Annotated in this window: 17 protein-coding genes; 13 read left to right on the top strand and 4 right to left on the bottom strand. The window is 37.6% G+C overall.

Annotated elements, in window-relative coordinates:
• From IE155_RS00075 to IE155_RS00100, 6 genes are all read left to right on the top strand, one after another.
• Positions 1–2,667, top strand: coding sequence for a glycoside hydrolase family 16 protein (locus tag IE155_RS00075; RefSeq protein WP_189376059.1), 2,667 nt, complete (start codon positions 1–3; stop codon positions 2,665–2,667).
• 70 nt (positions 2,668–2,737) lie between these two features.
• On the top strand, positions 2,738–5,698 hold the full coding sequence (locus tag IE155_RS00080) for a TonB-dependent receptor (protein WP_189376060.1): 2,961 nt from the start codon (positions 2,738–2,740) through the stop codon (positions 5,696–5,698).
• Between the two features lie 112 nt (positions 5,699–5,810).
• Positions 5,811–7,094 carry a sugar MFS transporter gene (locus tag IE155_RS00085; protein ID WP_189376426.1) on the top strand — a complete coding sequence of 428 codons (1,284 nt, stop codon included), beginning with the start codon at positions 5,811–5,813 and terminating at the stop codon, positions 7,092–7,094.
• A 21-nt stretch (positions 7,095–7,115) separates the two neighbouring features.
• Complete coding sequence (locus IE155_RS00090; protein WP_189376061.1) at positions 7,116–9,719, top strand: glycoside hydrolase family 3 protein; 2,604 nt, start codon at positions 7,116–7,118, stop codon at positions 9,717–9,719.
• A gap of 375 nt (positions 9,720–10,094) precedes the next feature.
• Positions 10,095–10,268: a hypothetical protein gene (locus IE155_RS00095; RefSeq protein WP_189376062.1), complete on the top strand. Its 174-nt coding sequence runs from the start codon at positions 10,095–10,097 to the stop codon at positions 10,266–10,268.
• 265 nt (positions 10,269–10,533) lie between these two features.
• The gene (locus IE155_RS00100) at positions 10,534–11,118 is read left to right on the top strand and encodes a YdeI/OmpD-associated family protein (protein ID WP_189376063.1); all 585 of its coding nucleotides are present in this window, start codon (positions 10,534–10,536) and stop codon (positions 11,116–11,118) included.
• Between the two features lie 50 nt (positions 11,119–11,168).
• On the opposite strand, the gene IE155_RS00105 is transcribed toward IE155_RS00100, so the two are convergent.
• Together IE155_RS00105 and IE155_RS00110 are read right to left on the bottom strand one after the other, a co-directional pair.
• Entirely contained in the window at positions 11,169–11,981 is an 813-nt protein-coding gene (locus IE155_RS00105; protein ID WP_189376064.1) for a sterol desaturase family protein, read from the bottom strand.
• Positions 11,971–12,390 (bottom strand): SRPBCC family protein, encoded by a 420-nt coding sequence (locus IE155_RS00110; protein ID WP_189376065.1) that lies wholly within the window; start codon positions 12,388–12,390, stop codon positions 11,971–11,973. The genes IE155_RS00105 and IE155_RS00110 overlap by 11 nt, the downstream gene beginning before the upstream one ends.
• Positions 12,391–12,509: 119 nt before the next feature.
• Here IE155_RS00110 and IE155_RS00115 point away from each other — a divergent pair, with 119 nt between their 5' ends.
• The gene (locus IE155_RS00115) at positions 12,510–13,460 is read left to right on the top strand and encodes an AraC family transcriptional regulator (protein ID WP_189376066.1); all 951 of its coding nucleotides are present in this window, start codon (positions 12,510–12,512) and stop codon (positions 13,458–13,460) included.
• A 116-nt stretch (positions 13,461–13,576) separates the two neighbouring features.
• On the top strand, positions 13,577–15,502 hold the full coding sequence (locus IE155_RS00120; RefSeq protein WP_189376067.1) for a Calx-beta domain-containing protein: 1,926 nt from the start codon (positions 13,577–13,579) through the stop codon (positions 15,500–15,502).
• 86 nt (positions 15,503–15,588) lie between these two features.
• On the opposite strand, the gene IE155_RS00125 is transcribed toward IE155_RS00120, so the two are convergent.
• Entirely contained in the window at positions 15,589–17,667 is a 2,079-nt protein-coding gene (locus IE155_RS00125) for a M13 family metallopeptidase (RefSeq protein WP_189376068.1), read from the bottom strand.
• 444 nt (positions 17,668–18,111) lie between these two features.
• Here IE155_RS00125 and IE155_RS00130 point away from each other — a divergent pair, with 444 nt between their 5' ends.
• The 3 genes from IE155_RS00130 to lolE are packed head-to-tail and all read left to right on the top strand — an operon-like array spanning position 18,112 to position 21,300.
• Complete coding sequence (locus IE155_RS00130; RefSeq protein WP_189376069.1) at positions 18,112–19,344, top strand: lipoprotein-releasing ABC transporter permease subunit; 1,233 nt, start codon at positions 18,112–18,114, stop codon at positions 19,342–19,344.
• A gap of 4 nt (positions 19,345–19,348) precedes the next feature.
• Positions 19,349–20,041, top strand: coding sequence for a lipoprotein-releasing ABC transporter ATP-binding protein LolD (lolD, locus tag IE155_RS00135; RefSeq protein ID WP_189376070.1), 693 nt, complete (start codon positions 19,349–19,351; stop codon positions 20,039–20,041).
• A 2-nt stretch (positions 20,042–20,043) separates the two neighbouring features.
• Positions 20,044–21,300 carry a lipoprotein-releasing ABC transporter permease subunit LolE gene (gene lolE / locus IE155_RS00140; protein WP_189376071.1) on the top strand — a complete coding sequence of 419 codons (1,257 nt, stop codon included), beginning with the start codon at positions 20,044–20,046 and terminating at the stop codon, positions 21,298–21,300.
• 7 nt (positions 21,301–21,307) lie between these two features.
• Here the strand turns inward: lolE and IE155_RS00145 are convergent, their stop codons facing one another.
• On the bottom strand, positions 21,308–21,817 hold the full coding sequence (locus IE155_RS00145; RefSeq protein ID WP_189376072.1) for a DUF2062 domain-containing protein: 510 nt from the start codon (positions 21,815–21,817) through the stop codon (positions 21,308–21,310).
• Positions 21,818–21,867: 50 nt separating this feature from the next.
• Between IE155_RS00145 and IE155_RS00150 the strand changes: the two genes are divergently transcribed.
• Complete coding sequence (locus tag IE155_RS00150; protein WP_189376073.1) at positions 21,868–24,312, top strand: DNA internalization-related competence protein ComEC/Rec2; 2,445 nt, start codon at positions 21,868–21,870, stop codon at positions 24,310–24,312.
• A gap of 89 nt (positions 24,313–24,401) precedes the next feature.
• Entirely contained in the window at positions 24,402–26,174 is a 1,773-nt protein-coding gene (gene msbA, locus IE155_RS00155) for a lipid A export permease/ATP-binding protein MsbA (RefSeq protein ID WP_189376074.1), read from the top strand.
• The last annotated feature ends 5 nt before the right edge of the window (positions 26,175–26,179 follow it).

The following is a 26,179-nucleotide window of genomic DNA, read 5'->3' on the forward strand; positions in this document are numbered from 1 at the left end:
ATGATTAAAGTTGCAAAAAAAATCACACAATTGTGTGTTTTAGTTTCAACTACATCCTTAATTGGGTGTGGTGGAAGTGTTGAAACTAAAACAGACCCAAGTAATTTCGAGCCAGAAAAACCAGTCAGTAATTGGGAAATGGTTTGGTATGACGAATTTGATGCTAGTTCAATAGATAGCCAAAAATGGACGCATGAAGTTAACTGTCAAGGCGGCGGTAATGCCGAAAAGCAATGTTATACAGAAAGTAGCGAAAATTCATTTCTTAGCGACGGAAAACTTATCATTAAAGCTTTACCTGCAGAAGAAGGTGCTGAATTACCTTACACTTCTGCACGTATCGTCAGCCGTCATAAAGGTGACTTTAAGTACGGTCGTTTTGAAATCAGTGCTAAATTACCTAGTGGACAAGGAAGTTGGCCAGCATTTTGGATGATGCCAACAGACAGCATTTATGGTGGCTGGCCTAAGTCAGGTGAAATCGACATTATGGAAGCCGTTAATATTGGTGTTGTTGATGACGAAGGTAATATCGAAAACAATGTCCATGGTACCTTGCATTACGGTAAAGAATGGCCAAACAATGCCCATACAGGAAAAGCTTATAGTTTTCCTGATGGCGTAAACCCTTCTGAAGGTTTTCACACGTATGCCGTTGAATGGCAAGAGGGTGAAATTCGCTGGTATGTAGACGACTACCTTTATGCCACACAACGTAAATCAGTGGTTAGAAAAAATAGTAAAGATCAGGCTGTAGGCTTAGCGCATCGCGGCTGGTTTACCGAAAACTTTGATAACGTTACTGGTGAATTAACGACATACTGGGATAACGCACCGTTTGACCAAGAGTTTTTTATGATATTAAACTTAGCGGTAGGTGGAAACTGGCCTGAAAACGTTAACAATTTAGGCATCGACGCTGAAGCCTTTGCTAATGGTCAAACTTTCGAAATAGATTATGTACGTGTTTATCAATGTAACTTAAATCCAGATACGGGCAAGGGCTGTGAAACTGTTCGTGGTGGTTACGACAGTCTTGATGATGCGCTAGTTGAAGGTGCAGCACCTATCCCATCTCCTCCTTCTACAGGTATTGCGCAAAACTTAACAATTTTCGCGGGTAACTTTAATGCAAACTGGCCTGCATGGGATTGTTGTGGTGGCTCTGTGCCGGCGATTGTTGAAGATGCCGAGCAGGGCGATGTAGTTGAATTTATTGTGGGAGCTGCTCCGACGGTAAATGGCTTTGTTACTCGTGATGAATTTATTGAAGATCCTGATGGCAAAGCAACACCTTTTGATGCTTCACCTATGATCGAAAACGGTACTATTACCTTTGATATGAAAATAGTATCAATGCCTAATGATGCCAGTGCGGCATGGCTTTTTAAAGTAGAAAGTAGTGGCGGTAGTACGGCTGCTGAAGTTTCATTACTTGATAATGTAGAAGGTGTAGTTCCTGTTGCAGGACAATGGCAAACCTATACTTTTTCTTTACAAGCATTAGCTGATGCTGGCTTAGATTTAAGTGCAATCGATGTTGTTATGATCTTCCCTGCATGGGGGGCTGGTGACGGTGCAGTGTACCGTGTGAATAATTTAATGATTGGCGATGATAGTGCAGTTTCACCTAAATTAGTTATTTTTGAAGACGAAGAAAACACGAGCTGGCCTGCATGGGATTGTTGTGGTGGCACTTTCCCAACCACAGAAATTGATGATGAATCACATGGCGCAGTTACCGAATTTATGATTGGCGCAACACCTACCGTAATGGGTTTTACTACAAGGGAAGAATTTATTACTGACCCAGAAGCTAAAACCTCACCATTTGATGCTACAGGCATTTTAGCGAATGGTGTTATTCAATTTGAAATGAAAGTAGTGGCTCTTCCTAATGATGCTTCCGCGCCTTGGATATTTAAAGTTGAGGCTGATAATGCGGCAACAGCAGTTGAACTTGATATTTCAGAAAGTGTAGAAGGACTTGCTCCTACTGAAGGCCAATGGCAAACCTATACCTTTAAACTATCTGATTTAGCGAATGCTGGTCTAGACGCCAGTGCTATTGATGTCTTAATGATTTTCCCAGCATGGGGAGCTGGCGATGGTGCTATTTATCGTATTGATAATGTTAAAATTTATGATCCTTTAGCCGTTGATAGTTTCGCTGGTCATGTACTGTTTGATGATCAACCTAAAGAACAATGGAGCATTTGGGATTGTTGTGGGGGAAGCACTCCAACGATTGAAAATGATGATACCGAGCATGGTTTAACGGCTGAATTTGTTATTGGTAGCACACCAACTGTCATGGGTATTCTTGCTGACGACGATGTTTATTTAGACGCAAGTAACTTACTTTCTGGCGGCATTGTGCAATTTGAAATGAAAGTTGTTACAGCACCCAATGATGCGAGTGCACCTTGGTTATTTAAAATAGAATCAGGTGATGCAACGGGCGCAGTAGAGCTTAACTTAACAGACAGTCAAGAAGGTGTTGCCCCTGTAACCGGTCAATGGCAAACCTATACATATTCATTACAAGCGTTATTTGACGCTGGCTTAGATATTAGTCAAATCGATGTACTCATGTTTTTCCCTGCATGGGGATCGGGTGATGGTGCGGTATACCGCATAGATAACGTAGTTATAAAAACGCCGTAATCACTTGTCATTAACAACAGAGTGGCGTTAAGCGACTCAATCGATACTAATTTTAAGTAAGTAGGTAAACATGAAACATATTAATTTTACTAAAAAACGTTTAACTGTTTATATTTCAGCAATTATTGCCGCTAGTGTAAACAATACAGTAATGGCGGAAGAAACGACTCAAGCTAATAATACCGAAATAGAAATAATAGAAGTCAGTGGTATTCGTGGTGGTTTAATTCGTTCAATGGATTTAAAGAGACATGAGTCGGGTGTAGTTGATGTTATCTCAGCTGAAGATATGGGGAAGTTTCCAGATACTAACCTTGCTGAATCATTGCAACGTATTACCGGGGTATCTGTTAGTCGTTCAAATGGAGAAGGCAGTCAGATAACCGTACGTGGTTTTGGACCAGACTTTAACTTAATCACCTTAAATGGTCGTCAAATGCCAGGTACAGGGAATACGCGATCTTATAGTCTAGAGAATTTATCATCAGACGGTGTGTCTTCATTAGAGGTATATAAAACTGCACGCGCTAAAAATCCAAGTGGTGGTTTAGGGGCTACAGTCAATATAGTCACCTTAAAACCTTGGGATAGCCCAGGTGAGCGCTACTCGCTTTCAGCTAAAGCTATTCACGATTCATCAAACGTTGAAGGTGACGATGTAACGCCTGAATTATCAGCATTGTATTCAAATACATTTAATGATGACACTTTAGGTTTTGCAGTGTCGTTTAACCATCACCGCAGAGACTTTCAAAAACAACAAGCGAGCATTCAAGGCTGGCAAGCAAATGTTGCATTACCCACTAATTTAGACGCTGATAAAGTGGTAGATCCTCGTTTATTAGATGAAGAGGGGGAGCGCATAGGTAATCACTTCTTCCCACGAGATATGAATTACGGTATCGAGAATATTCAACGAGAACGAACTAACGGCCATGTGGTTTTACAATATGCGCCAATCGACGATTTGACCTTTTCGTTAGATTACACAGGTACTCGTGCCATTACCGGAATGAACTCTATTGGGTGGGGAATGTGGAATGACTATGGTGGTAACATTAATGCCTATGAAATTGATGCAAATGGCACCGTAATTTATGCTGATATTAGCGGCAATGACGGTTCTTTCACTGCCTCTAGATCAACCACTGAAGTTGAAGAAAAATCATTAGGTTTTAATATCGAGTGGCAAGCGACAGATACATTATTTTTATCACTCGATTATCATGACTCAAGTAGTGAAACTGATAATGGTATTGATGAAGGCTTAGGCAGTCATGGTTCTTTGGTATTAGGCTCTGATCAACTTGAGACTAAAGTGTATGACTATCGGGAAGGAGATATTCCGCAAGCCGAAATTTTCTGGAAAAACGGTACGAGCGTGTTAGCTCCAGGTGAAATAGATACGCATTTTAGCCAATTTATTCATTCACCAGGGAAATCTGAAATTGAACAACTTCAACTTCACGGTTCTTGGGATAATACCTTTGATATACCATTAGTTGATGTCAAATTTGGAATCGCTCGCACAGAACAAACGATGGGTGGTTCTAATGCATGGAGTGGTTTAATTGGCGGATTTTTATTTAATCCAGCTTGGCCTGAAATGTTACCAGACGGTATGTTTACTTATAATGATACCAGTAATTTTCTTGATGCTTTTGAAAGTGGTGGTAGTAATTTAAACCCTAATTATTACTACACTTTTGATTTTGACGAAGTGGTTGCTCGATCTGAAGCTTTTCTAACGAATGAAGTATTAGGTGGTGATGATTATTTTGCGACAACAGCCTATCATGATATGGGTACTTATTCTGCCGGTTCAGTTACAGAAGAAACCACCAGTATTTACGTACAATCAAGCTGGGAGTTTGAAGTTGCTGATTATCCCGTACAACTCAACTTTGGTGTGCGCTATGAAGAGACTGATGTAACAAGTCAAGTATTACAACCTATTCCAACAAGTGTTTGGTGGAAAGGTGGTAGTGAATGGCATACCCAATATATAGATGGAGAAGATACCTTTTTAACCTTAACAGGTAAGCACGATGTTTTCTTACCTATGCTCGATATCAAAGTCGATATTACTGATGAACTTGTTGGGCGTTTTTCGTGGGGTAAAACTATTGCAAGAGCGCCACTCGGTGCATTAGCAGGTGGCAGAAGTTTATCCGGAAGCCCTAAAATTGGCTCACGAAATGGAAGCGAAGGCAATACCAACTTATTGCCATTTGAGTCAACCAATCTTGATTTAAGCCTTGAATATTATTATGCCGATGGGAGTTATGCGGCTATTGGTTACTTTAAAAAAGATGTTGAAAACTTTATTGGTAATGAAATCGCGTCTTTAGAGATAGATGGTTTTTATGATATTTATCTTGGGCCACGTTGGAAACAAGCAGAAAGTGATTTAATTGCTAATGGCGAGCAAGCCACTAACGATGCAATATTTGCTCAAATGCAAGCCAATGGCGCTACGTTAAATGCGCAAGGTTATATCGAACCTGTATCGGGTGATCCATTAATGACATGGGATATTAGCCGCCCCTTTAACAGCCCAGAAACTAAATCAGTAGATGGTTTTGAACTGGCCTTACAACATTTATTTGGTGAAACAGGTTTTGGTGTAGGTGTAAATGCTACTTTTGTTGACGGTGATGTTGAATTTGACGTGAATAGTTTAAGCCAACAAACACCACTTGCAGGACTAAGTGACTCAGCAAACTTCCAAGCTTTTTATGAAAAAGAAGCGCTGTCAGTAAAAGTCACCTACGCATGGCGAGACGAATACCTTATTGGTGTGGGACAAAATGAAGGTTCTTCAGATAACCCTCCTCAATTTGCTAAAACATTTGGTCAATGGGATATGAGTATTAACTATAACCTAACTGAAAACCTTACGGTGTTCTTTGAAGGTCTCAATCTTAATAACGAGACTGAACAAGGTTACGGTCGTTATGAAGAGCAGTTTTTATTTGCTCGCCAGTACGGTCCACGTTATGCCATAGGTGCAAGATTTAGCTTTAAATAAAAACACGTAAGCGCGGTGTTTACAAGGAATTAAACACTGCGTTTTTGTTTTAAATATTATCTAAATTTCACCCAACAATTTTTTAATTAAAGGATTTTTGATTATGGCTTCAATGTCGATAATTAATGAACCACAACATAATGCGCAATCAACTCAATTAGCAAGTGGTAATAGATTTGCGTTAGTGTCTTTAACGTCGTTATTTTTTATGTGGGGTTTTATCACGTGCCTTAACGATATTTTAATTCCGTATTTAAAAGGCACGTTTGACTTGTCATACACACAAGCCATGCTTATACAGTTTTGCTTTTTTGGCGCATATTTTATTGTGTCGCTACCTGCGGGAGCGTTAGTCGGTAAAATTGGTTATAAAAAAGGTATTGTCGCTGGTCTTACTATTTCAAGTATTGGTTGCTTGCTCTTTTATCCCGCGGCGCAACTGCACATTTATGCGTTGTTTTTGTTTGCTTTATTTGTATTGGCCTCAGGCATTACACTTTTACAAGTGTCGGCTAACCCATACGTAAGTGTATTGGGACCAAGTAAAACGGCCTCTTCACGGTTAACTATGACTCAAGCTTTCAACTCTTTAGGCACAACCGTTGCGCCATTTTTTGGTGCTTGGCTTATCTTTAGTGGAATGGATAGTGGGGTTGAAGGTACGAGTGCACAAGCTGAAGTAATAGGGGCTTCTGCCGTTCAAATGCCTTACTTTTTAATCGCATTTACCTTATTAGTTTTAGCGGTTATTTTTTCTTTTTTGAAATTACCAGACTTAGGAAAAAGTGATGATAGTCAAACTACCCCTAAAAAATCCTGGCAATATCGTCATTTAAAATTAGGTGCAATCGGTATTTTTCTTTATGTCGGTGCTGAGGTTGCTATTGGTAGTTTTTTAATTAATTTTCTTAATGATCCAAACATTGCAGGACTAAGTGAATCAGAAGCCGCTAAGTTTATTGCCTATTATTGGGGCGGGGCTATGGTTGGACGATTTATTGGCGCATTAGTTATGCAAAAAGTATCAGCAGGTAAAGTATTAGGCTTTAATGCCTGTATTGCCATGCTGTTAATTGTTATTGCCGTTATGTTTGATGGGGCATTAGCTATGTGGTCAATACTTGGCGTTGGATTATTTAACTCTATTATGTTTCCTACCATTTTTAGCTTGGCTATTAATAACTTAGGCGATGCAACAAGCCATGGCTCAGGTGTTTTATGCTTAGCGATTGTTGGTGGTGCGATTGTGCCATTAATTCAAGGCGTATTGGCTGACTCAATTGGAGTGCAGCTTTCATTTATTTTACCCATTGTTTGTTATCTCTATATTGGTTATTACGGCTTAAAAGGCTGTAAACCTGTACTTAATTCATCACCTTCACTTAAATCTAACTAATTGTAATAAAGGTAATTAACTGTGAAATGTTCCAAAAAATTCTTTTTTACTGCCAGTGCCTTTGCTATTACGCTTAGTGGCATAAGTGCGTGCAGTAATGATAGTCATATTACTGATAAACATAGTGCAAATTCGGCACAAATACAGTCGTCAAAAGCTAAAAACAACCATGAAATCTGGGGCAAGGTTAATTCAGCTGTTGCTAAAGATCCTGTTATAGAGCAAAAAGTCTCAGACTTATTAGCTACCATGACTTTAGCGCAAAAAGTTGCGCAAATGATCCAGCCTGAAATTCGCGATATTAGTTTCGACGATATGCGTAAATATGGCTTTGGCTCTTACTTAAATGGTGGTGGCGCTTTTCCCAATAATAATAAACATTCAACGCCTCAAGATTGGATCGCGTTAGCCGAGCAAATGTATCAAGCTTCTATTGACGACTCACTCGATGGTTCTTCAATTCCAACCATGTGGGGAACGGATGCTGTACATGGTCATAATAATGTTATTGGTGCAACGTTGTTTCCTCATAACATTGGCTTAGGCGCAGCCAATAACCCTGAATTAATTGAAAAAATTGCTCAAATAACAGCAACAGAAGTTATGGTTACAGGGATTGATTGGGTTTTTGCTCCGACAGTTGCAACGGTAAGAGATGATCGCTGGGGAAGAACCTATGAAGGCTATTCTGAAGATCCAGAAATAGTTAAGTCTTATGCTTCGGCTATTGTGAAAGGTTTACAAGGTCACGCAGATAGTGATTTTTTAGGTGATGATCGCGTGATCAGCACAGTAAAACATTTTCTTGGTGATGGTGGCACCGTTAATGGCGACGACCAAGGTGATAATATTTCAACAGAGCAAGAGTTACATGATATTCATGCTCAAGGTTATTATGGCGGTTTAGGTGCTGGCGCTCAGTCGGTGATGGCGTCTTTTAATAGCTGGCATGGTAAAAAAAGCCATGGTAGTCATTATTTATTAACTGAAGTGTTAAAAAATAAAATGGGTTTTGACGGCTTTGTTGTGGGTGACTGGAATGGTCATGGGCAAATAAAAGGCTGTACCAACAGTGACTGCCCACAAGCGATAAATGCAGGTTTAGATATTTATATGGTGCCTACCGATGCGTGGAAACCTTTAATGGAAAATACCATTGCACAAGTAGAATCTGGCGTTATTCCAATGTCACGCATTGATGATGCCGTTTCTCGTATACTACGTGTTAAATTTAGAGCAGGGTTATTTGATAAACCAAGTCCGGCTAAACGTAAATTATCAGGAAAAACGGAGCTTATTGGTAGCGAATCACATCGTAAAGTAGCTCAACAAGCAGTGCGTGAATCGCTCGTGCTACTTAAAAATAACGACAACTTATTACCGTTATCACCTAAAATGAATATTTTAGTAGCGGGTGATGCGGCTAATAATATAGGTAAACAATCAGGAGGTTGGACAATAACTTGGCAAGGCACCGGTAATAAAAACACTGATTTCCCCGGTGGAAGTTCTATTTATGATGGTCTAAAGCAACAAGTTGAAGGGGCTGGCGGCAAAATCGAGCTAGATGAACAAGGTGATTATACCCATAAACCTGATGTAGCTATTGTTGTTTTTGGTGAAGAGCCCTATGCCGAAGGTCATGGCGATTTAGGAAATTTAGCCTATCAACGTGGTAAAAAAACAGATCTTTCCTTATTAAAACGCTTGAAAGCCCAAGGCATCCCCGTGGTTTCAGTATTTATTAGTGGCCGACCAATGTGGGTAAATGCCGAAATTAATGCTAGTAACGCTTTTGTTGCTGCTTGGTTACCGGGCTCTGAAGGTAAAGCTGTTGCTGATCTACTCTTAACTGATAGTAACAATAATATTCAGCATGACTTTAAAGGGAAGTTGTCTTTCTCTTGGCCTAATTCACCAACCCAAATAGTGAATCGTTTTGATACCAATTACCAGCCACTATTACCTTATGGCTTTGGGCTGAGTTATGCTGATAAGAGTGATAAAAACGTATTGTCTGCTACATTAAACGAAACATTCATTCCCGATAAAAACAGCGTAAAAGCAAATTATATATTTGCTGGCAAAGTGGTTGCCCCATGGCAAATGCTTTTAGTGTCTGAACAAGATCAAGCCGTTATTGATTCTAATAGTAAAACATTATCGGGCATCACTTATCGTACTGTTGATAAAAATGTCCAAGAAGATGCTTTTCGTATAGTGCTTGATGGCAGTGTAAATGCAGGCATACGCTTTATTAATAGCAATGGCTTTAGAGAAGATCTTTCATCTGAGTTAGAAAATAACGCAGCGATGGTTCTTTCAATAAAAAGAGAAAGTGATATTTCAGCCCCTGTATTTATTTCAATGAACTGTGAAACTATTGGGGCTGAGGCAGGTAGTTGTAGCGCTCATTACGATATTGCGCCGCAACTTAAAGCAAGCGAGAAAGGGCAATGGAACACGCTGTCTATTAACTTAAGCTGCTTTGCTAACCAAGGTATTGAGTTTGACAAAATAGCGGTACCGTTCGAACTTCGTTCGTCAGCTGACGTTAGTCTTGCTATTAGCGACTTACATTTCGAACCACAGTTAGCACAGCACGCTGATATTCAATGTCAGTAAAGTGTGAAAATTTTCATATAAAGGTTAGATATTAGCTATTTAATATGAATACTTAAGCAAATCAAATCAAATACAGCCTATAACTGCAACAACATCGCATTTATGGGCTGTATCACTTTATAAACACCTGCTGTGTTGATAAAGGCTAACGCTACTCTAGTTTTTTAACTATTTATGCCAATTTTTCGCTTTCATGCAATGTATTTAAAGCACTAATGTAAATTTACTTTGAAGTTTAATGTATTACGATATAGTGTTTATTGATAAAAAGTTAAAAGAGGGGGTTTATGGCGAGTAATAAACGATAAAACTCCTCTTTTTAAGTTGTTAGGTGTTTAGTCATGGATTTGAGGTCATCATATAAGGATATAAATTATGAATCGTGTCACTAAATGGATTATTTTAGCCATTTTAATTTTAGCTGCTCTTGCTTGTTATTCTTATGGTAATTCGACGGGATTATTTGTTTTTATGATTATGGGTGTCATCTTCGAATTGGCATTTTGGTTTGGTGTTTTTTCAAAAAAAGGCAAGCATTCCAGTTCGTAAAAATATGACTAGCGAAGTATTAATTTTATTTAAGGTTAAGTAACAAGTGACTTCTGCGCTCTAGTTAGGATTGTTTGCTGGTGGGCATGATCGCTCTTGGGGTGAGAATTACAGCATTGTGGCATAATAGAAAAGTGCGTCGAAATCGTGAAATTGCTGGGTAGAATGTAAAGCTTTACACTGTTAGCTTTCATGATGCTTTGCGCAATATTTATTTTTATTTAATACCGTTTAACACAGTGTGTACTCGAGAGATTTTAGTTTTATGACTAACGCTAACCCTATCCCCAGCTCAGCAAACTCTGTGGCATTTTCTACTTCGAAAGATCTCGGTCAATGGCTCAAGAATAATCATGCGAGTGAAAGTGAGTTATGGATCAAGATATACAAAAAAAATACAGATATTCCTAGTGTTACTTGGAATGATGTAGTAGTTGAGGCGTTATGTTGGGGTTGGATAGACGGCATTAAAAAGACAGTAGATGAACACTCTTATTTACAGCGAATTACTCCAAGAAAAGCACGGAGCAATTGGTCGAAAAGAAACACTGAACATGTAGAGCGTTTGATTTTAGAGGGTCGAATGATGGCATCAGGGCTAGAGCATGTACAAGCAGCGAAAGCAGATGGTCGTTGGGATAGTGCTTACGTGGTTAGTGAAATGGAAGTTCCGGAAGATTTTTTAGCCGCTTTGGAATGCAAACCCAAGGTGAAACGCTTTTTCGACTCTTTGACTAAATCGAGCCGCTATAGCATTGCATACGGATTGTTAAGTGCTAAGAAACCTGACACCAGACAACGGCGATTTACAAAATTTATGGATATGCTGGTTCGTGAAGAAAAGCCTTAACCCGCGTAAACACCGAGCTACAATAGAGATCTGGTTAATCTACTATCTAATTACTTTAACCTTGTTGGTTTACCAAACATAAGCTTTATTGCGGCGAGCGCACTGTCTTGCTGTTTAATATTACGAAACAGTATTCGCCAAGGCGTAAATACTACGTCAAAAAAAGACACTTTATATTGATAACCTACCACGCCATAACGTGGTGCTTCACCGTTTGAACAAACAAAGGTGCCAAACAGCTTATCCCAAATAATTAACACGCCCGCATAGTTTTTATCAATATATTGAGGGTTACTTGCATGATGTAAACAATGATGTTGTGGGGTATTAAAAACTTTACCCAGTAATTTAAATTCAGGACCTGTTTCCGTATGAACAAAAAATTGAAAGGCTAAGTTTACTGCCACAATAGTGAGTACTAGTTCAGGTGGATAACCTAAAAGAATCAGGGGTAACCAAAACACCCACATGCCAACAATAGGGTAGAATAGGCTTTGCCTCATGGCGGTTGAAAAATTCATGTTGTTTGAACTGTGATGCACAATATGCGCCACCCATAACCAGTTGCATTGATGACTGGCACGATGAAACCAATAATATAAGAAGTCTTGTAAAATAAAGGCTCCAATGACAGTAAAAATATTGAGCTCAAAAGTAAATAGTGCAAAATTTAAGTGTAGCCATAGAAATAATGGCATCAGTATCAGTATTGCAATAATATCTGATGCTTGATGTGATAATGCTAAGGCAACATTTAGAAAGAACTCTTTAACTGAATAACTTTCTTTTTTCCTGAATAGCTCAAAAACAATAGCGATTAAAAAGAGTGGGCTTAACAATAATAAAATGTATTCAGCATTCATTAATTGCTCTCCGCAGGCGTTTTGCCATTAATGTAAAGTCGTATTTCATCACAAGCTTTAGTAACCATGTAGGTACCCAAGTATTACTTTGACCATATATTCGGTAATGCAAATAATGTTTATCTTTTGTTTTAATGTAGCGAATATCCCCTTGATGATGTTTTACAGGGCCATTGCCTATTATTTGGTAAATGAGTTTGGTTTCTGATAAATGAACAATTTCTTCATTGAACTGATGACCTCGCATATTAATGACACGTTTTGGTCGTTGATCATCTTGTTCATTTTCCTGATTTAATTCGGTAACTTTGTCGGCAAAAATTTTACTTAGGAAAGTGCAGTCAGCTAGGCAATGCAGGTTGAATGGTTTATCTCGGGGGAGATCGATAATCATATTCAATAAAGTCATGCTAATTGTTTCCAATAGGTGTTAAGTCGCTTAATGCAGTAAAAACTAATACTAGCTTAATCGCTTTTAACTCGACATAATTGGCACTATGTGTCATTTATTTGTCTTTAGGCGCCAATATGTCAGATGTTAGTCGTGAATATTGCCAAGTTATTACCGATTATATTTCCGCTGAATGGAAAAACAGCCAAAGAGTGCCTATGAACGTTTATTTAAAAGGCTTAGACGATGGCGCAGCCGCTATGCAAAATAGTTTATGGGGTTTTACGCTTGGCCAAAACATTACCAGCGCAGAATATGGCTTACTGGGTTATTTAGTTGAATCAAGTGGTACTTTGCAATCAGCACTTGAGGCGTTATTGCAATTTGATAAAACGGTTGCTGATATTGGCCAAGTTCAATTTAATATTACTGGTGAAATAGCAACACTGACATGGATGCCTTATTTTAATAATCGCCATGCAGTGCTTAGAAATATGACGGCATGGATTGCAACAGTGCGCCGCTTAACTAATAAACCATTAACGCCGCATTGTATTTATTTTCAAGACAACTTTAACGAGAGTGAATTAAATACCTTAACACACTGGTTTGGGTGTGAAGTTAAGGTATTACAAAACACTAATAGCATTACATTTAATATTGCTTTATTAGCTATGCCTATAGTGACTCGCAACGAATTAGTTAATAGCCATTTATTACTAGCAACTCAAGAAGCTAAGCAGCTTTATACGAATAATCATGGCTGGTTAAGTGAATTACAACCTGTGTTACAAAGTGCAGATTTACATACTTTAACGGTAAGCTCTTTAGCTGAATTACTGTGTATGTCTACCCGTACATTACAAAGACGCTTAACAGAAAAAAGCACCAATTTTAGCCAATTAATTGATGATGAACGCAAACGTCGCTTTCAACAATTTAGCCACAAAATGCGCAAACAAATGTTAAGTGATTTATTAGGTTACAGTGAACAAGCCTCTTTAAATAAAGCGGTTAAACGCTGGTTTAATTTGTCACCAAGTGAGTATGTCAGAAGTGCTAAGTTAAATTTAATTGATGGAAAATAATAACTGATACAGTGAATATTGATATGACTTTATTTTAATAAATTCTCTATCATCAATTTAGTTTTAGTGTATGTTATTATTTTATCTATGTTTAACGGATTAATAATACAGCCCCTATGATTTATGTAACCAATATAACCCATGCGATAACTCGATTATTGGCACTGTTCACCTTAATGTTTTCATTATCTGTGCTGGCGTCAACCACACCTGAGCAGCAAGGAAAATCAATAAAACTGCCTCCGGCAAAAGCCTATTCAGCACTTGATAATCATATTGTAAAAATAGGTGTTTTTTATACCAGTGATTTACTTGATGAATTTACCATTGAAGAAATTAATGCATATGTGATGGAACAGGTTAATGCGGCAAATGTTGTGATGGAAAATAGTGGCTTAGCCATTCGTCGTGAACTGGGTTACTTGGGTGTACATCCTATTGAAAATGATCCAAACCAATTAATTGAAGACTTTATCGCTCGTATACGTGGTAATGAAGGTAGCGAAAATAGGGCGATAGCTGCTCAATATGGACTTGATTATGTGACAGTAGTTCGTCCAATGAATGACAATCGTTTTTGTGGCTGGGCGTATTACGATGATCCTTATGCAATTTTACAAATGGGCGGTCGCTGTACCAGTAATACATTAGCGGCTCATGAATGGGGTCACAATGATGGTGCGGTTCATGATGCCCAAAATACAACATCAACACCTATACGCCCTTATGGTTACGGCTATTTCTGTGGTGGTGAAGGTACCATAATGAGCTCGCCTTCGGGTAATAAATGGAATACTCGACATAATTTTTATTCTTCGCCTGATATTACCGCTGGTGGCGAAGCTTGCGGAGAACAAGACACAGCCAATGTTGTACGAATGTTAAATGAGATCAAAGAAAGCTCCTACCAAATGGGTAATAGAAAAGAAGATCCTGTACAACTCGCTTTTATTCGATTTTCAGCTGAACAAAAAAAAGTAGTGAAAGAGTCAAGTGAATCATTAGCAATTACACTGGAGTTGGTTAACGCTCAAGGCGAGTTAACCACATTAGGACAAAGTGCCACTATTGAACTCTATACTCGTGAGGGGAGTGCATTGGCAAACTCCCTTAATTCAGCTATTGATTATCAAGGATTTGCTCAACATATTGTCTTTAATTCAGGAGAAAATACAAAAACTATTAATTTGGCAATTGAAAGTGATAGCGTTAATGAAACCGATGAAACGCTTTTTCTTGCATTGAGAAATGGTGATGTTGTTAGTGCTTTAACCTCGGAAATTGAAGTGACTATTACTGAAAATACTGTTGTTGATCCAAGTTATATTTCTATTGAACAAACAGAGCGTTTAGTATTACAGGCAGGTCAAAAGGACAGTATTACCTTATCAAGAACAGGGAATGCTGATGTTGAATTTACCGCTTATTTATCCATGTCTAACGATATTGTGACCTTGTCAGCATCAGAGGTAACCTTTGGTATTGGTCAAAATACTTCAACAGTAGAGGTAACTGCTAATCAAGCTATCAAAGGTGAAACAACAACAATTCAATTAATGAATGACGAAAGCCAACTAGGAGATAATGCTAGTATTGAAGTGTATATTTTAGCCGATGAAGTGATTAGTTTTAATGAAAGTGCTGAATTAACTGTTGAAGCAGGCGATACCTTAACATTTACCTTAACACGCACAGGAGAGCTACTGACGGCTATTGATGTTGAGGTAACTTTTAGTGATAGTTGGATGACTATGGCAAATAGTGCGGACACTGTAGTTAAGTTTGCCGCTGAGCAAAGCAGCCAAAATTTTAGTGTAGCTATTAGTGATGACAGTTATAGCAAAACGGGTACAGTGAATTTAAATCTACCGGCGGTTAACCAAGGGAGCATTATTCAACGCACAATTAATGTTTCAGCTAAAGTGGTTACACCAACAGAACCACCGAAAACCACCGAACCCACTTCTTCTGGTGGAGGTAGCATACATGTATTTTTATTATTGGGCTTATCTTTGTTGGTCAACAGAAAGTTAAAAAAATAATTGCTATTCTTAAAGCATAAAAAAGGAGCAAAAGCTCCTTTTTTATTAACTAATTCTATATAAGTCTTTAGATTATATAAATATAATTACCAAATTTTCACACGCTTTTCAGGCGAGATATACATAGCATCGCCTTCTTGTACGTTAAATGCTTTATAGAATTCAGGCATATTAGAAAGTGATCCTAATGCACGGAATTCACCTGGCGAATGAGGGTCCGTAGCTACACGGTTACGCATTGACTTTTCAACAATTTTTGAACGCCAAATTTGTGCATAACCCATAAAGAAACGTTGATCACCTGTTAAGCCATCAATTACCGGTGCTTCTTTACCATTTAACGAGGCTTTATAAGCTTTATAAGCAATAGTAACACCTGATAAGTCACCAATGTTCTCACCTAAGGTAAGCTCACCATTAACGTGCAGATCGTCAAATACTTGGTATTTGCTATATTGGTCGACTAGGATTGCGGTACGTTTACCAAATTCTTCTAAATCAGTTTCAGTCCACCAGTTGCGCATGTTACCTTCTGCGTCATAACGACTACCTTGGTCGTCAAAACCGTGGCCCATCTCATGGCCAATTACTGCACCAATGCCGCCATAGTTTACTGCATCGTCAGCAGCCATATTGAAAAATGGTGGTTGTAATATTGCCGCAGGGAATACAATTTCATTTACTGTTGGGTTGTAATAAGCATTTACCGTTTGTGGTGTCATACCCCATTCCCAATCACGAATTGGTCCACCTAGCTTTTCAACTTCTTTTTGATGAGAAACTTGGCTAGAACGAATACGATTACCTACTAAATCATCAGCTTTTATTTCAAGTGCAGAATAGTCTTCCCATTTGTCTGGGTAACCTATTTTAGGCGTAAATGCGGCTAATTTAACTTGAGCGGCTTTTTTCGTGTCTTCAGACATCCATTCAAGTTCGTTAATTGAAGCACCGTAAGCATCACGTAAGTTTTCAACTAATTCGCTCATGCGAGATTTAGCTTCTGGCTTGAAATGACGTTTTACATATACTTTACCAATTACTTCACCAAGGTTGCCGTTTACAACACTTACGCCACGTTTCCACATTGGACGTTGCTCTTCACGACCACTTAACTGTTTTGAAAAGAAATCAAAATTTTCATTATCAAGTGCCGTTGTTAAAGAGCCTGCAAAAGTACTTAAGGTATGAAAGGTTTCGTATGTTTTCCAATCTTCAAGTGAGGTTTCAGCAAATGTTTCACCAAAACCTTTGATGAAGCTCGGTTGATTGATAATAATATCTTTTTGCTGTGCTACACCTTGAGCTTCTAAAAATGCATTCCAATTAAAAGCACTTGTTAGGGTGTTTAAATCAGCTACATTAAACTTGTTATAACGTTTAGCACTGTCACGAGACTCCACACGAGTCCAGTGAAAACCAGCGAGTTTAGTTTCAATGGCCATGATGGTTTTAGCCGCTTCACTGCCATTTTCTAAACCGGCTAAGTTATACATATTTTCGATATGTTTAAGATAACCTTCACGTAATTTTACAAAACGCTCTGCTTCGTTAAAGTAGTAATCTTTATCGGGTAAGCCTAAACCACTTTGCCAAATATGTGTGGCATAACGTGATGAATCTTTTGCATCAACACTAATATAAAAAGCTAATGGGCTTGAAATACCAGCTGACTGATATTTACCTAAGAAGGTAGCTAGTTCATCTTTGTTTTTAAGCGCTGAAATAGTATCGAGTATGCCTTGAATAGGTTTAATACCTAAAGCATTACGAGTTTCTGTATCCATGTATGAACGGAATAAATCAGCAACCTTTTGCTCATCGCTACCCATTTTTAAGTTTTCTGTTGCCGCTAACTCTTCGATAATGGCTTTTACATTATCGTCAGCCGTATCTCTTAAATCGTAAAAAGAACCAACGGCTGTTTTATCTGAAGGTATGTTAGTGTTTTTTAACCAACCACCATTAATATAACGGTAAAAGTTATCTTGTGGACGAACAGATTCATCCATATTAGCTAAGGTAATACCAGAGGTTAGTGCCACTTTCTCAGTTGCAGGTATTTCTGTTTTAGTTGTTTTAGTTGTTGAGTTTTGCTCTGCGTTATTGCAACCAGCTACTAAAAGTAGGGAAGAACAAACAGCACTTGCGATAATTAACTTCATTAATAGTACTCGTATTTAGTCGATATTGAGGGTTATACCAATCGGATTAATTTATCCTGCGAAGTGCCAATAAAATTAATCCGTTTAGTATTACAATAAAAGTAACCAAAAGTGTTTTAGAACGAAATTTAAAACAAACTTGCATGGCTAAACAGTGATTGTGGAAAACTATAGTAAGGGCTGTATGCAATTATTACTAGCGTACGACACATCTATTTACATATTTTTGTCACTTTTTTGTATGCATTTTTGTACAAATAAACATATTTGTTCTTTCAGTAGCCAAAATATGTATTTGCTCAATAGTTTTGCTGGTTTTGTTCTGTTTTGACATGAATATTTACGTATTAATTCTAAGCGTAATTTTATTTAATTGTGTTATGCTTTTGCCATCTTCTTGTGTGTGTAAAGTATTACACCTTTAACTGGTTAATTTTACGGTCAATGTTTCAGCCTGTTAGTTTCTTTATTGGATTGCGCTATAGTAAAAGCCGAAGTCGAACAGGCTTTGTTTCTTTTATCACTTTTTTCTCTATTGTTGGTATTTTATTGGGCGTTGCTTCTTTGATCACCGTTGTGTCGGTAATGAATGGTTTTGAGGGAGAGTTAAAAAAACGCATATTAGGTTTAGTTCCTCATGTTTTAATCTCTACTAAAGAGCAATCATCATTTGAGCAATGGCAAACGCTTCGACAAGATATTTTAGCCATTAGTCATGTCAATCACGTCACTCCCATCATTGAAAGTGAAGCACTTATTCAGTCAACTAAAACCATTAAAATGGTACAGTTACAAGGGTTAACTCCAACATTAGAACAGCACAATATTGTGACTTCAAGAATGAGTTATGGCGAACTGACAGATCTTGATAAACATAAATATTCTGTGGTGATGGGCGAGTCTTTAGCGCGCGACCTTGGTGTCAATATTGGCGATAATGTGAGGTTGTTGTTACCTAATAAAACCGTTTTTACCCCTATGGGGCGTATGCCTATGCAACGTACCTTTATATTAGTGGGCTTATTTAATGTTGGCTCACAAGTTGATAAAGATATGGTGTATTTAACTAACGAAAGTGCAGCTAAAATGTTGAGACGACAACATGATGATATCAGGCAATTAAGACTGTACTTAGATGATGCCTTTAATGCCGATCAGGTTATAGAAGAACTTAAGCAAGGTTTTCCTGAACTTAATTTCTCATCGTGGAAATCATCACAAGGGAGTTTGTTTGGTGCTGTTCAGATGGAAAAGAACATGATGGGATTAAGTTTGGCTCTTATTATTGCTGTTGCTGCGTTTAATATTGTGTCGGCTTTGGTGATGGTGGTGATTGATAAACGAGGGGAGATTGCCATTTTACAGACCTTTGGTATGACGCGCGCTAACATAGTGAAAATATTTATCAGTCAAGGAATGATTAACGGTTTATGGGGCACATTGCTTGGTGTTGTGGCGGGTGTATTACTCACTATAAACCTCAATAGCTTGATATCAATATTAGGTTTAAATTTACTTGGCGCTGGTTCTGGTGCTCAACAACTCCCTATTGCCTTAAATGGCTTAGATGTATTGGTTATCGCCATTGGCGCTTTATCAATGAGCTTTTTGGCCACACTATACCCTGCATATCACGCCTCTAAAACACAGCCAGCAGAGGTTTTACGAAATGAGTAATAGCATGAATACAAGTCTACAATGTACTGGTTTATCTAAAATTTATCAGCAAGGAACCCTTGAAACTAAAGTGTTAACGGCTTTAGATTTAACCGTTGAAAAAGGGGAGTCATTGGCGATTGTTGGGAGTTCAGGCTGTGGAAAAAGTACCTTTTTGCATTTAGCTGGAGCACTTGATACTCCAACTAGCGGCCAAGTACTGATTAATGACGTTGATATTGCAACATTATCAGAAAGTGAAAAAGCTAAATTACGTAATCAACATATTGGCTTTGTCTATCAGTTTCATCATTTAATGATGGAGTTTACCGCACAAGAAAATGTAGCAATGCCATTGTTAATTCGTGGTGTACCAGTAAAAAAAGCGAAAATATTAGCTGATGCTATGTTAGCAAAAGTTAACTTGGGGCATCGAGGTCATCATTTACCGTCAGAGTTATCAGGCGGAGAGCGACAACGAGTCGCTATTGCTCGCGCTCTTGTGACAGAGCCTTCTTTAGTATTAGCAGATGAGCCTACGGGAAATCTAGATTTTGATACGGCAGAGCAAATCTATCAATTAATCAGAGAGCTCAATCAGCAATTAAAAACAAGCTTTGTTATTGTAACTCATGATTTAACTTTAGCCGCTAAGATGGATCGTCAACTTCGCCTTATTCACGGTAAATTGTCTAGTATAGAGGCAGAAGAAAAATAGTCATGTTTAATTCATTAAGCTTATTTTTAGGTATTCGATATATTAAGAGTCGTCAAAAAAACGGCTTTGCTTCTTTTATCTCTGCGTCTTCAACGATAGGAATTGCCTTAGGCGTTACCGTATTAATTGTTGTTTTATCAGCCATGAATGGTTTTGAACGAGCACTTGCTAAACATTTATTATCTGTTGTGCCACATACTGAGCTCATTGGCGTTAATGAACCTATGAAAAATTGGCAAAAAGAAGCACAGGTTATTGGTCAACATCCTGATGTGCTTGCGATTGCGCCAATTATAAAAATACAGGGGATGATGCAAAAGAAAGATCAACTTAAAGGCGTTGAACTTAGAGGTGTTAATATTGAACTTGAGCAGCAAGTATCAGCAATTAAACAGTACGTTACTGAAGGTAAATGGCAAGATTTATCGAATGAAAATGCCGTAATTATAGGCTCGGGTATCGCTAAAAAACTCAATTTAACCGTTGGCGATCAAGTACAAATATTACTCCCAAATAATAATCCTCAACAAGATTTAGCTCAGCAGTTTGCGTCTCCAATAAAACGTTACTTGAATGTGGTGGCTATATTTAATTTTGGTGGGGTAATTGATCAAAGCCAAAGTTATATATCACTTAAGCTTGCTCAAGACTTAATGAACTACAATGACGGGCAAGTACAAGGCCTTAGATTAACCGTTAATGACGTGTTTAATGCGCCTAGAATTGCTCGACAAGCGGCAGTGAAAACCGATCATTATTTGTATATTTATGATTGGACCCATGTGCATGGTAGTTTGTTTAATGATATTCAATTGGTACGCATGGTGATGTATATCGTATTGGTTTTAGTTATTGCAGTGGCAAGTTTTAATATAGTGTCAACATTGATTATGGTGGTTAATGAGAAAAAAGGCGATATTGCTATATTAAAAACCATGGGCGCAAGTCATTATACGATAATGCTGACATTTGTATTACAAGGCGTAATGAATGGTGTTGTAGGTTGTGTTGTCGGTGGTATGCTCGGTTGTTATTTGGCGTTAAATTTAACAAATATTATTAGTTTTATAGAAACTAGCTTTCAAACAAAGTTTTTATCTTCAGATATATATTTTATTGACTTTTTACCTAGTCACTTAGAAAGCCAAGATGTGATTTCAACCCTTGTTATTGCGCTATTATTAAGCTTAGTCGCTACTATTTATCCTGCGTGGCGCGCCACCAAAATAGAGCCTGCACAAGTATTAGGTCAAATGTAATTCGATGTTAACGGTTTTTTCTTTTTTTCCATTCTTTATTAACTGAGTGTCGCCATAAAAGGTGAATACTAAAGTAGCCAAGAACAGAAAAGAATATGGCTAAAATACCACAGCCGAGGAAAAATGAAGGACCTATGGTAGAAATACTTTCTAAGACCCATTGCCAACTAGCTTCAAAGGCGAAGTTCTGCTCAGGCGCTCCTAAAATCCAAGTCCCTAATAAATAACAAAAATAAAAAATTGCAGGCATTGTCAATGGGTTAGTAATCCAAACTAATGCCACAGACAGAGGCAAGTTAGAATGTACTATAATAGCTACACCTGCGGCTAAAACCATTTGAAACGGCACAGGGATGAATGCGAAAAATAAACCAACAGCAAATGCTTTAGCAACTGAACGACGATTTAAATGCCATAAATTGCCGTTATGAAGTAAGTCACCAAAAATCCGTAAGTGCTTATTTGACTTGATTTTTTGTGGCTCTGGCATGAAGCGTTTTATGGTTTTTTTGGGCATGTTTTCACTAAAAGTTATTAAGTTTTATTCATTTACGGTAAGCAATCACTATGGACTGGTGGCTAGTTACATTTTTTATCGGCGCTATATTCTCACTTTTCCTGCCTGTAGTGCCAGCGTTTTTTTATGTATTTTTGTTTCTGTTGTGTTTTCTGCTTGCTTATTTCAACAAACCTACTCGTCATTATTCGGCTGTTTTTTTAGGTTGTGCTTGGATGCTATTTTCAGCAAGTCAATATCAAACAATTTGGCAAGTTAATAATATCAATGAAACATTAATAGCTAATCGGGTTCATACAATTACAGGAAACGTGAATTCAATGCCTAGTTGCATAGAAAACTACTGCCGATTTAATTTTATTGCTCAGCAACTCAATAATACCATATTAAATGAACCAGTTGTTATTAAGCTTAATTGGAATAGCCCTAAAACAACGCTAAAGCAGGGGCAGCAATGGCAATTATTTGTAAAATTAAAACCCGCACATGGTTTAGCAAACCCAGGAGGCTTTAGTTATCAAACATGGTTACGTAGACAAAATGTTCATGCAACGGGCTACGTGCGCGAAAAGCAGGAGAATCAATTACTAAATAAAGCGATCAGTCATAGGCAGAAGCAATTTTCTAGTTTCAATCAAGCATTACCTTCACACGATTTAACGCCTATTATTCAAGCGTTAACATTTGGTGAGCGAAGTGGTTTAGATAAAAGGCACTGGAAGGTATTACAGAACACACAAATTCAGCATTTAATCGCAATTTCCGGTTTACATATAGGGATTGTCGGAGGTGTTAGTTACTTAGTCTTTTTAATCATTATTCGCTTGCTACCATTAAATAAAATATTAATAACTCACTCATATATTATCTCAAAAAAATCACAAGCTAAATCAAATGCTTTGAAAAATAAAAGCTTAGTAAATACTTGTTTAAATAATAATATTCGTATATTTGCTTTATTATTTAGCGCTATATGTGCAGGGTATTATGCCTATTTAGCTGGTTTTTCAGTACCTACTTTACGTGCGTTAGTGATGATTTATTGGTTTCTAATCTTTCGTTTATTAGCGATAAAAGTTGCTATTCATACATGGTTTGCTTTGTCAGTATTTTGTATTGTTTTGCTTATGCCAATGAGTGTAATTTCTATAAGTTTCTGGCTTTCTATTTATGCGGTATTGTGTATTTTTATTATCATTTGGCTGTGGGGGAAATATTTTACCCAATATCAATTAGCAGATGTCTCGTTTTGGCATAAATTTATCATTAAAGCTAAGCAACTTTTGTTATTGCAAAGTCTTTTAACATTATTAATGTTACCACTTGCCACTTTGTTTTCAGGGCAAGTGTCAATAGTCGCTATTTTAGCCAATATTATTGCAGTTCCATTAGTAAGCTTAGTTGTTTTGCCTTTAATTATTTGTGCTTTATTAGTTAGTCAGTTTTCTGCCCAACTAACGAGTTTCATTATTGATATTGTATTAATGCTCTTGTCTTGGCTTTGGCAGTATCTCACTTTTTTATCAGAATTGCCTTGGGCTGTATCGAACCTAACTCAATTACAGTGGGGGCTTTTGTCTATTGCGATTCTACTGATTCTGCTTGCAATTTTTGTTACACCTAATATTAGAAAGTGGCTATTGTTTCCTCTAGTTTTAGTAATAGCGAATATAAAAGCTTATTCAGTTTTTTCAACGAATAGTTGGCAAGTCAAAGTAATGGATGTTGGGCAGGGCTTAGCAGTAATTGTTGAAAAAAATAATCGCGTGTTGCTTTATGATACAGGAGCTAAATACCCCAGTGGTTTTTCAATGGCTGAATCAGTGCTGTTACCTTATTTTCAGCAACAAGGGATTGAACAGCTAGATTGGCTAATAATTAGCCATGATGATAATGATCATGCCGGAGGCTTTAATTTGTTAAATAATAGTCTCTTGATTGAAAACTTAATGGTTAACGATTTAAATATTAATGCTAATTATCGATGTTTAGCTGGCGCTAAATACAATTGGCAAGGGTTAACAATTGAGGTGTTATCGCCAAATGAAATGAAAGGAGATAAAAACGATGACTCGTGTGTAGTGCGTATTTCTGATCAACAGCATAGTGTTTTACTGCCAGGGGATATAAGCCAAAAAATAGAAAGGCGCATAGTTAAGCAATTTAGTACTCATGATAAAGTTAACACTACAAATGAAAGCCAAAAACACCAACAATTAGCATCTACTATCATAATTGCTCCGCATCATGGTTCTAAAACATCTTCTAGTCGACCTTTTTTACAAGCTGTCTCTCCACAATATGCTGTTTTTAGTGCTGGGTTTTTAAATCATTGGTATATGCCCGCCAAAACAGTAGTTGAGCGCTATCATAAGCTAAATATTTCAACCTTTAATACGGCAGAAAGTGGTACTGTTACCTTTAAAATTTCAAATAAAGGAATTGAGGTATCTCAGTATCGATTAGATGAATGGCCTTTTTGGTTTGCAAATTAGCACTTAATCACTTGGTTAGCATGCTAATTAAGGCTAAAATAATGAAATATTAAACTAATTACTGATTTACGGGCTTATTGAGAGACTTAATGTCAGCTATCCCTGAACTAAAAAAACAAGCAGATCACCAAGCGCTGCAAATATCCACTTGGCAAAATTTTAAGCGTTTAATGCGCTATGCAAAAGCATACAAAATGGGGTTTGTTGTTTCCATTATCGGTATGTTGGCGTATGCGGGTGTCGATTTACTGTTTCTTTCGAAATTACAACCACTCATTGATGATGGTTTAACTGGTACAGATCCTAATTTTATGAAATGGGCGCCTGCATTTGTGATTGCTTGTTTCTTTTTTCGAGGGTTAAGTCATTTTATTGCCAATTTTTGTCTGGCTTGGGTAGGTAACCATGTCGTTGCTGATCTACGCCAGCATATTTTTGAGCATATTATGATGATGCCAGTAAGTTTTCATGATAAAGAATCAACAGGCTCTCTTATTTCTAAATTAACCTATGATACCGAACAAGTGTTGAACGCAACCAGCAAAGCCTTGCTTACGTTAGTTCAACAAGGTGTTTTTGTCTTGGGCTTAATTGTAATGATGTTTTATTTCAGTTGGCAATTGTCTGCCATATTTTTACTCATCGTTCCTGTTATTGCTTTTGTTATTACTCAAGTATCTCGTCGTTTTCGTAAGGTTAGTAAGGATATTCAAGGGGCAATGGGAGAGGTAACTACTGCCGCAGAGCAAACTTTTAATGGTCATAAAGTGGTATTAACGTTTGATGGTCAACAACGTGAATTTGAACGATTTAACGTGATAAATAAAAATAATCGTCAGCAACGTATGAAAATGGTTATTGCGAGATCTGCGAGTGTTCCTATTATTCAAATTATCGCATCTTTCGCTCTTGCGTTTATTCTCTATATTGTGACTACGCCTGAAATGTCTGACATTAAGCCTGGGGCTTTTATAGCGGTAGTAACGTATATGACAATGTTGATGAATCCGTTGAAACAATTAACCAATGTAAACAGTGAATTTCAAAAGGGCATGGCGGCTTGTTCTAGTATTTTTGCTGTGTTGGATCAAGATTTAGAAAACGATACAGGCACTTTATCATTAGACAGAGCTAAAGGGGAATTAGCTTTTGAAAATGTTAATTTTTCTTATCAAGGTGACGATAGCTTATCACTTAAACAATTAAGTTTTAATGCCAAAGCTGGAGATACCGTAGCGCTTGTTGGGCGCTCAGGTAGTGGTAAAAGTACGGCGAGTGCTTTATTACTAAGATTTTATGAAGCTACAGCGGGTAGGGTATTAATTGATGGTGAAAACATCCTTGATTATAAATTAAAAGATTTACGCAAACAGTTTGCTTATGTATCTCAACAAGTCGTGTTGTTTAATGACTCTTTGGCAAATAATATCGCTTATGGTAAGCCTGATGCAACGCGAGATGAAATTATTGATGCGGCTACCAAAGCCCATGTAATGGAATTTGCTAACAATCTTAGTGATGGTTTAGATACGAATATTGGTGACAATGGTGCGTTATTGTCGGGTGGGCAACGTCAACGTATTGCTATTGCAAGGGCATTATTGTGTGATGCGCCTTTTTTAATTCTTGATGAAGCCACGAGTGCTTTAGATACAGAGTCTGAACGCCATATTCAAGATGCTTTACGCCTTTTACAACAAAACCGAACCAGTATTGTGATTGCTCATCGTCTTTCAACTATTGAGAGTGCTGATAACATTATTGTTATGGAGCAAGGTGAAATTGTTGAACAAGGTGATCACCAAACATTACTTAATAAAGATGGCGCTTATGCACAATTACATCGTTTTCAATTTGGATAAAGTTG

It is taken from the genome of Thalassotalea profundi (genome assembly GCF_014653195.1).
GTDB classification, from domain to species: domain Bacteria; phylum Pseudomonadota; class Gammaproteobacteria; order Enterobacterales; family Alteromonadaceae; genus Thalassotalea_B; species Thalassotalea_B profundi.

Excerpts from the sequence above, each read along its gene's own strand:
- IE155_RS00125 (WP_189376068.1), bottom strand. The coding sequence starts at position 17,667 with ATGAAGTTAATTATCGCAAGTGCTGTTTGTTCTTCCCTACTTTTAGTA.
- IE155_RS00150 (WP_189376073.1), top strand. The coding sequence starts at position 21,868 with ATGGACTGGTGGCTAGTTACATTTTTTATCGGCGCTATATTCTCACTT.
- msbA (WP_189376074.1), top strand. The coding sequence starts at position 24,402 with ATGTCAGCTATCCCTGAACTAAAAAAACAAGCAGATCACCAAGCGCTG.
- lolD (WP_189376070.1), top strand. The coding sequence starts at position 19,349 with ATGAATACAAGTCTACAATGTACTGGTTTATCTAAAATTTATCAGCAA.
- IE155_RS00145 (WP_189376072.1), bottom strand. The coding sequence starts at position 21,817 with ATGCCCAAAAAAACCATAAAACGCTTCATGCCAGAGCCACAAAAAATC.
- lolE (WP_189376071.1), top strand. The coding sequence starts at position 20,044 with ATGTTTAATTCATTAAGCTTATTTTTAGGTATTCGATATATTAAGAGT.
- IE155_RS00100 (WP_189376063.1), top strand. The coding sequence starts at position 10,534 with ATGACTAACGCTAACCCTATCCCCAGCTCAGCAAACTCTGTGGCATTT.
- IE155_RS00075 (WP_189376059.1), top strand. The coding sequence starts at position 1 with ATGATTAAAGTTGCAAAAAAAATCACACAATTGTGTGTTTTAGTTTCA.
- IE155_RS00130 (WP_189376069.1), top strand. The coding sequence starts at position 18,112 with ATGTTTCAGCCTGTTAGTTTCTTTATTGGATTGCGCTATAGTAAAAGC.
- IE155_RS00115 (WP_189376066.1), top strand. The coding sequence starts at position 12,510 with ATGTCAGATGTTAGTCGTGAATATTGCCAAGTTATTACCGATTATATT.
- IE155_RS00085 (WP_189376426.1), top strand. The coding sequence starts at position 5,811 with ATGTCGATAATTAATGAACCACAACATAATGCGCAATCAACTCAATTA.
- IE155_RS00105 (WP_189376064.1), bottom strand. The coding sequence starts at position 11,981 with ATGAATGCTGAATACATTTTATTATTGTTAAGCCCACTCTTTTTAATC.
- IE155_RS00080 (WP_189376060.1), top strand. The coding sequence starts at position 2,738 with ATGAAACATATTAATTTTACTAAAAAACGTTTAACTGTTTATATTTCA.
- IE155_RS00110 (WP_189376065.1), bottom strand. The coding sequence starts at position 12,390 with ATGACTTTATTGAATATGATTATCGATCTCCCCCGAGATAAACCATTC.
- IE155_RS00120 (WP_189376067.1), top strand. The coding sequence starts at position 13,577 with ATGATTTATGTAACCAATATAACCCATGCGATAACTCGATTATTGGCA.
- IE155_RS00095 (WP_189376062.1), top strand. The coding sequence starts at position 10,095 with ATGAATCGTGTCACTAAATGGATTATTTTAGCCATTTTAATTTTAGCT.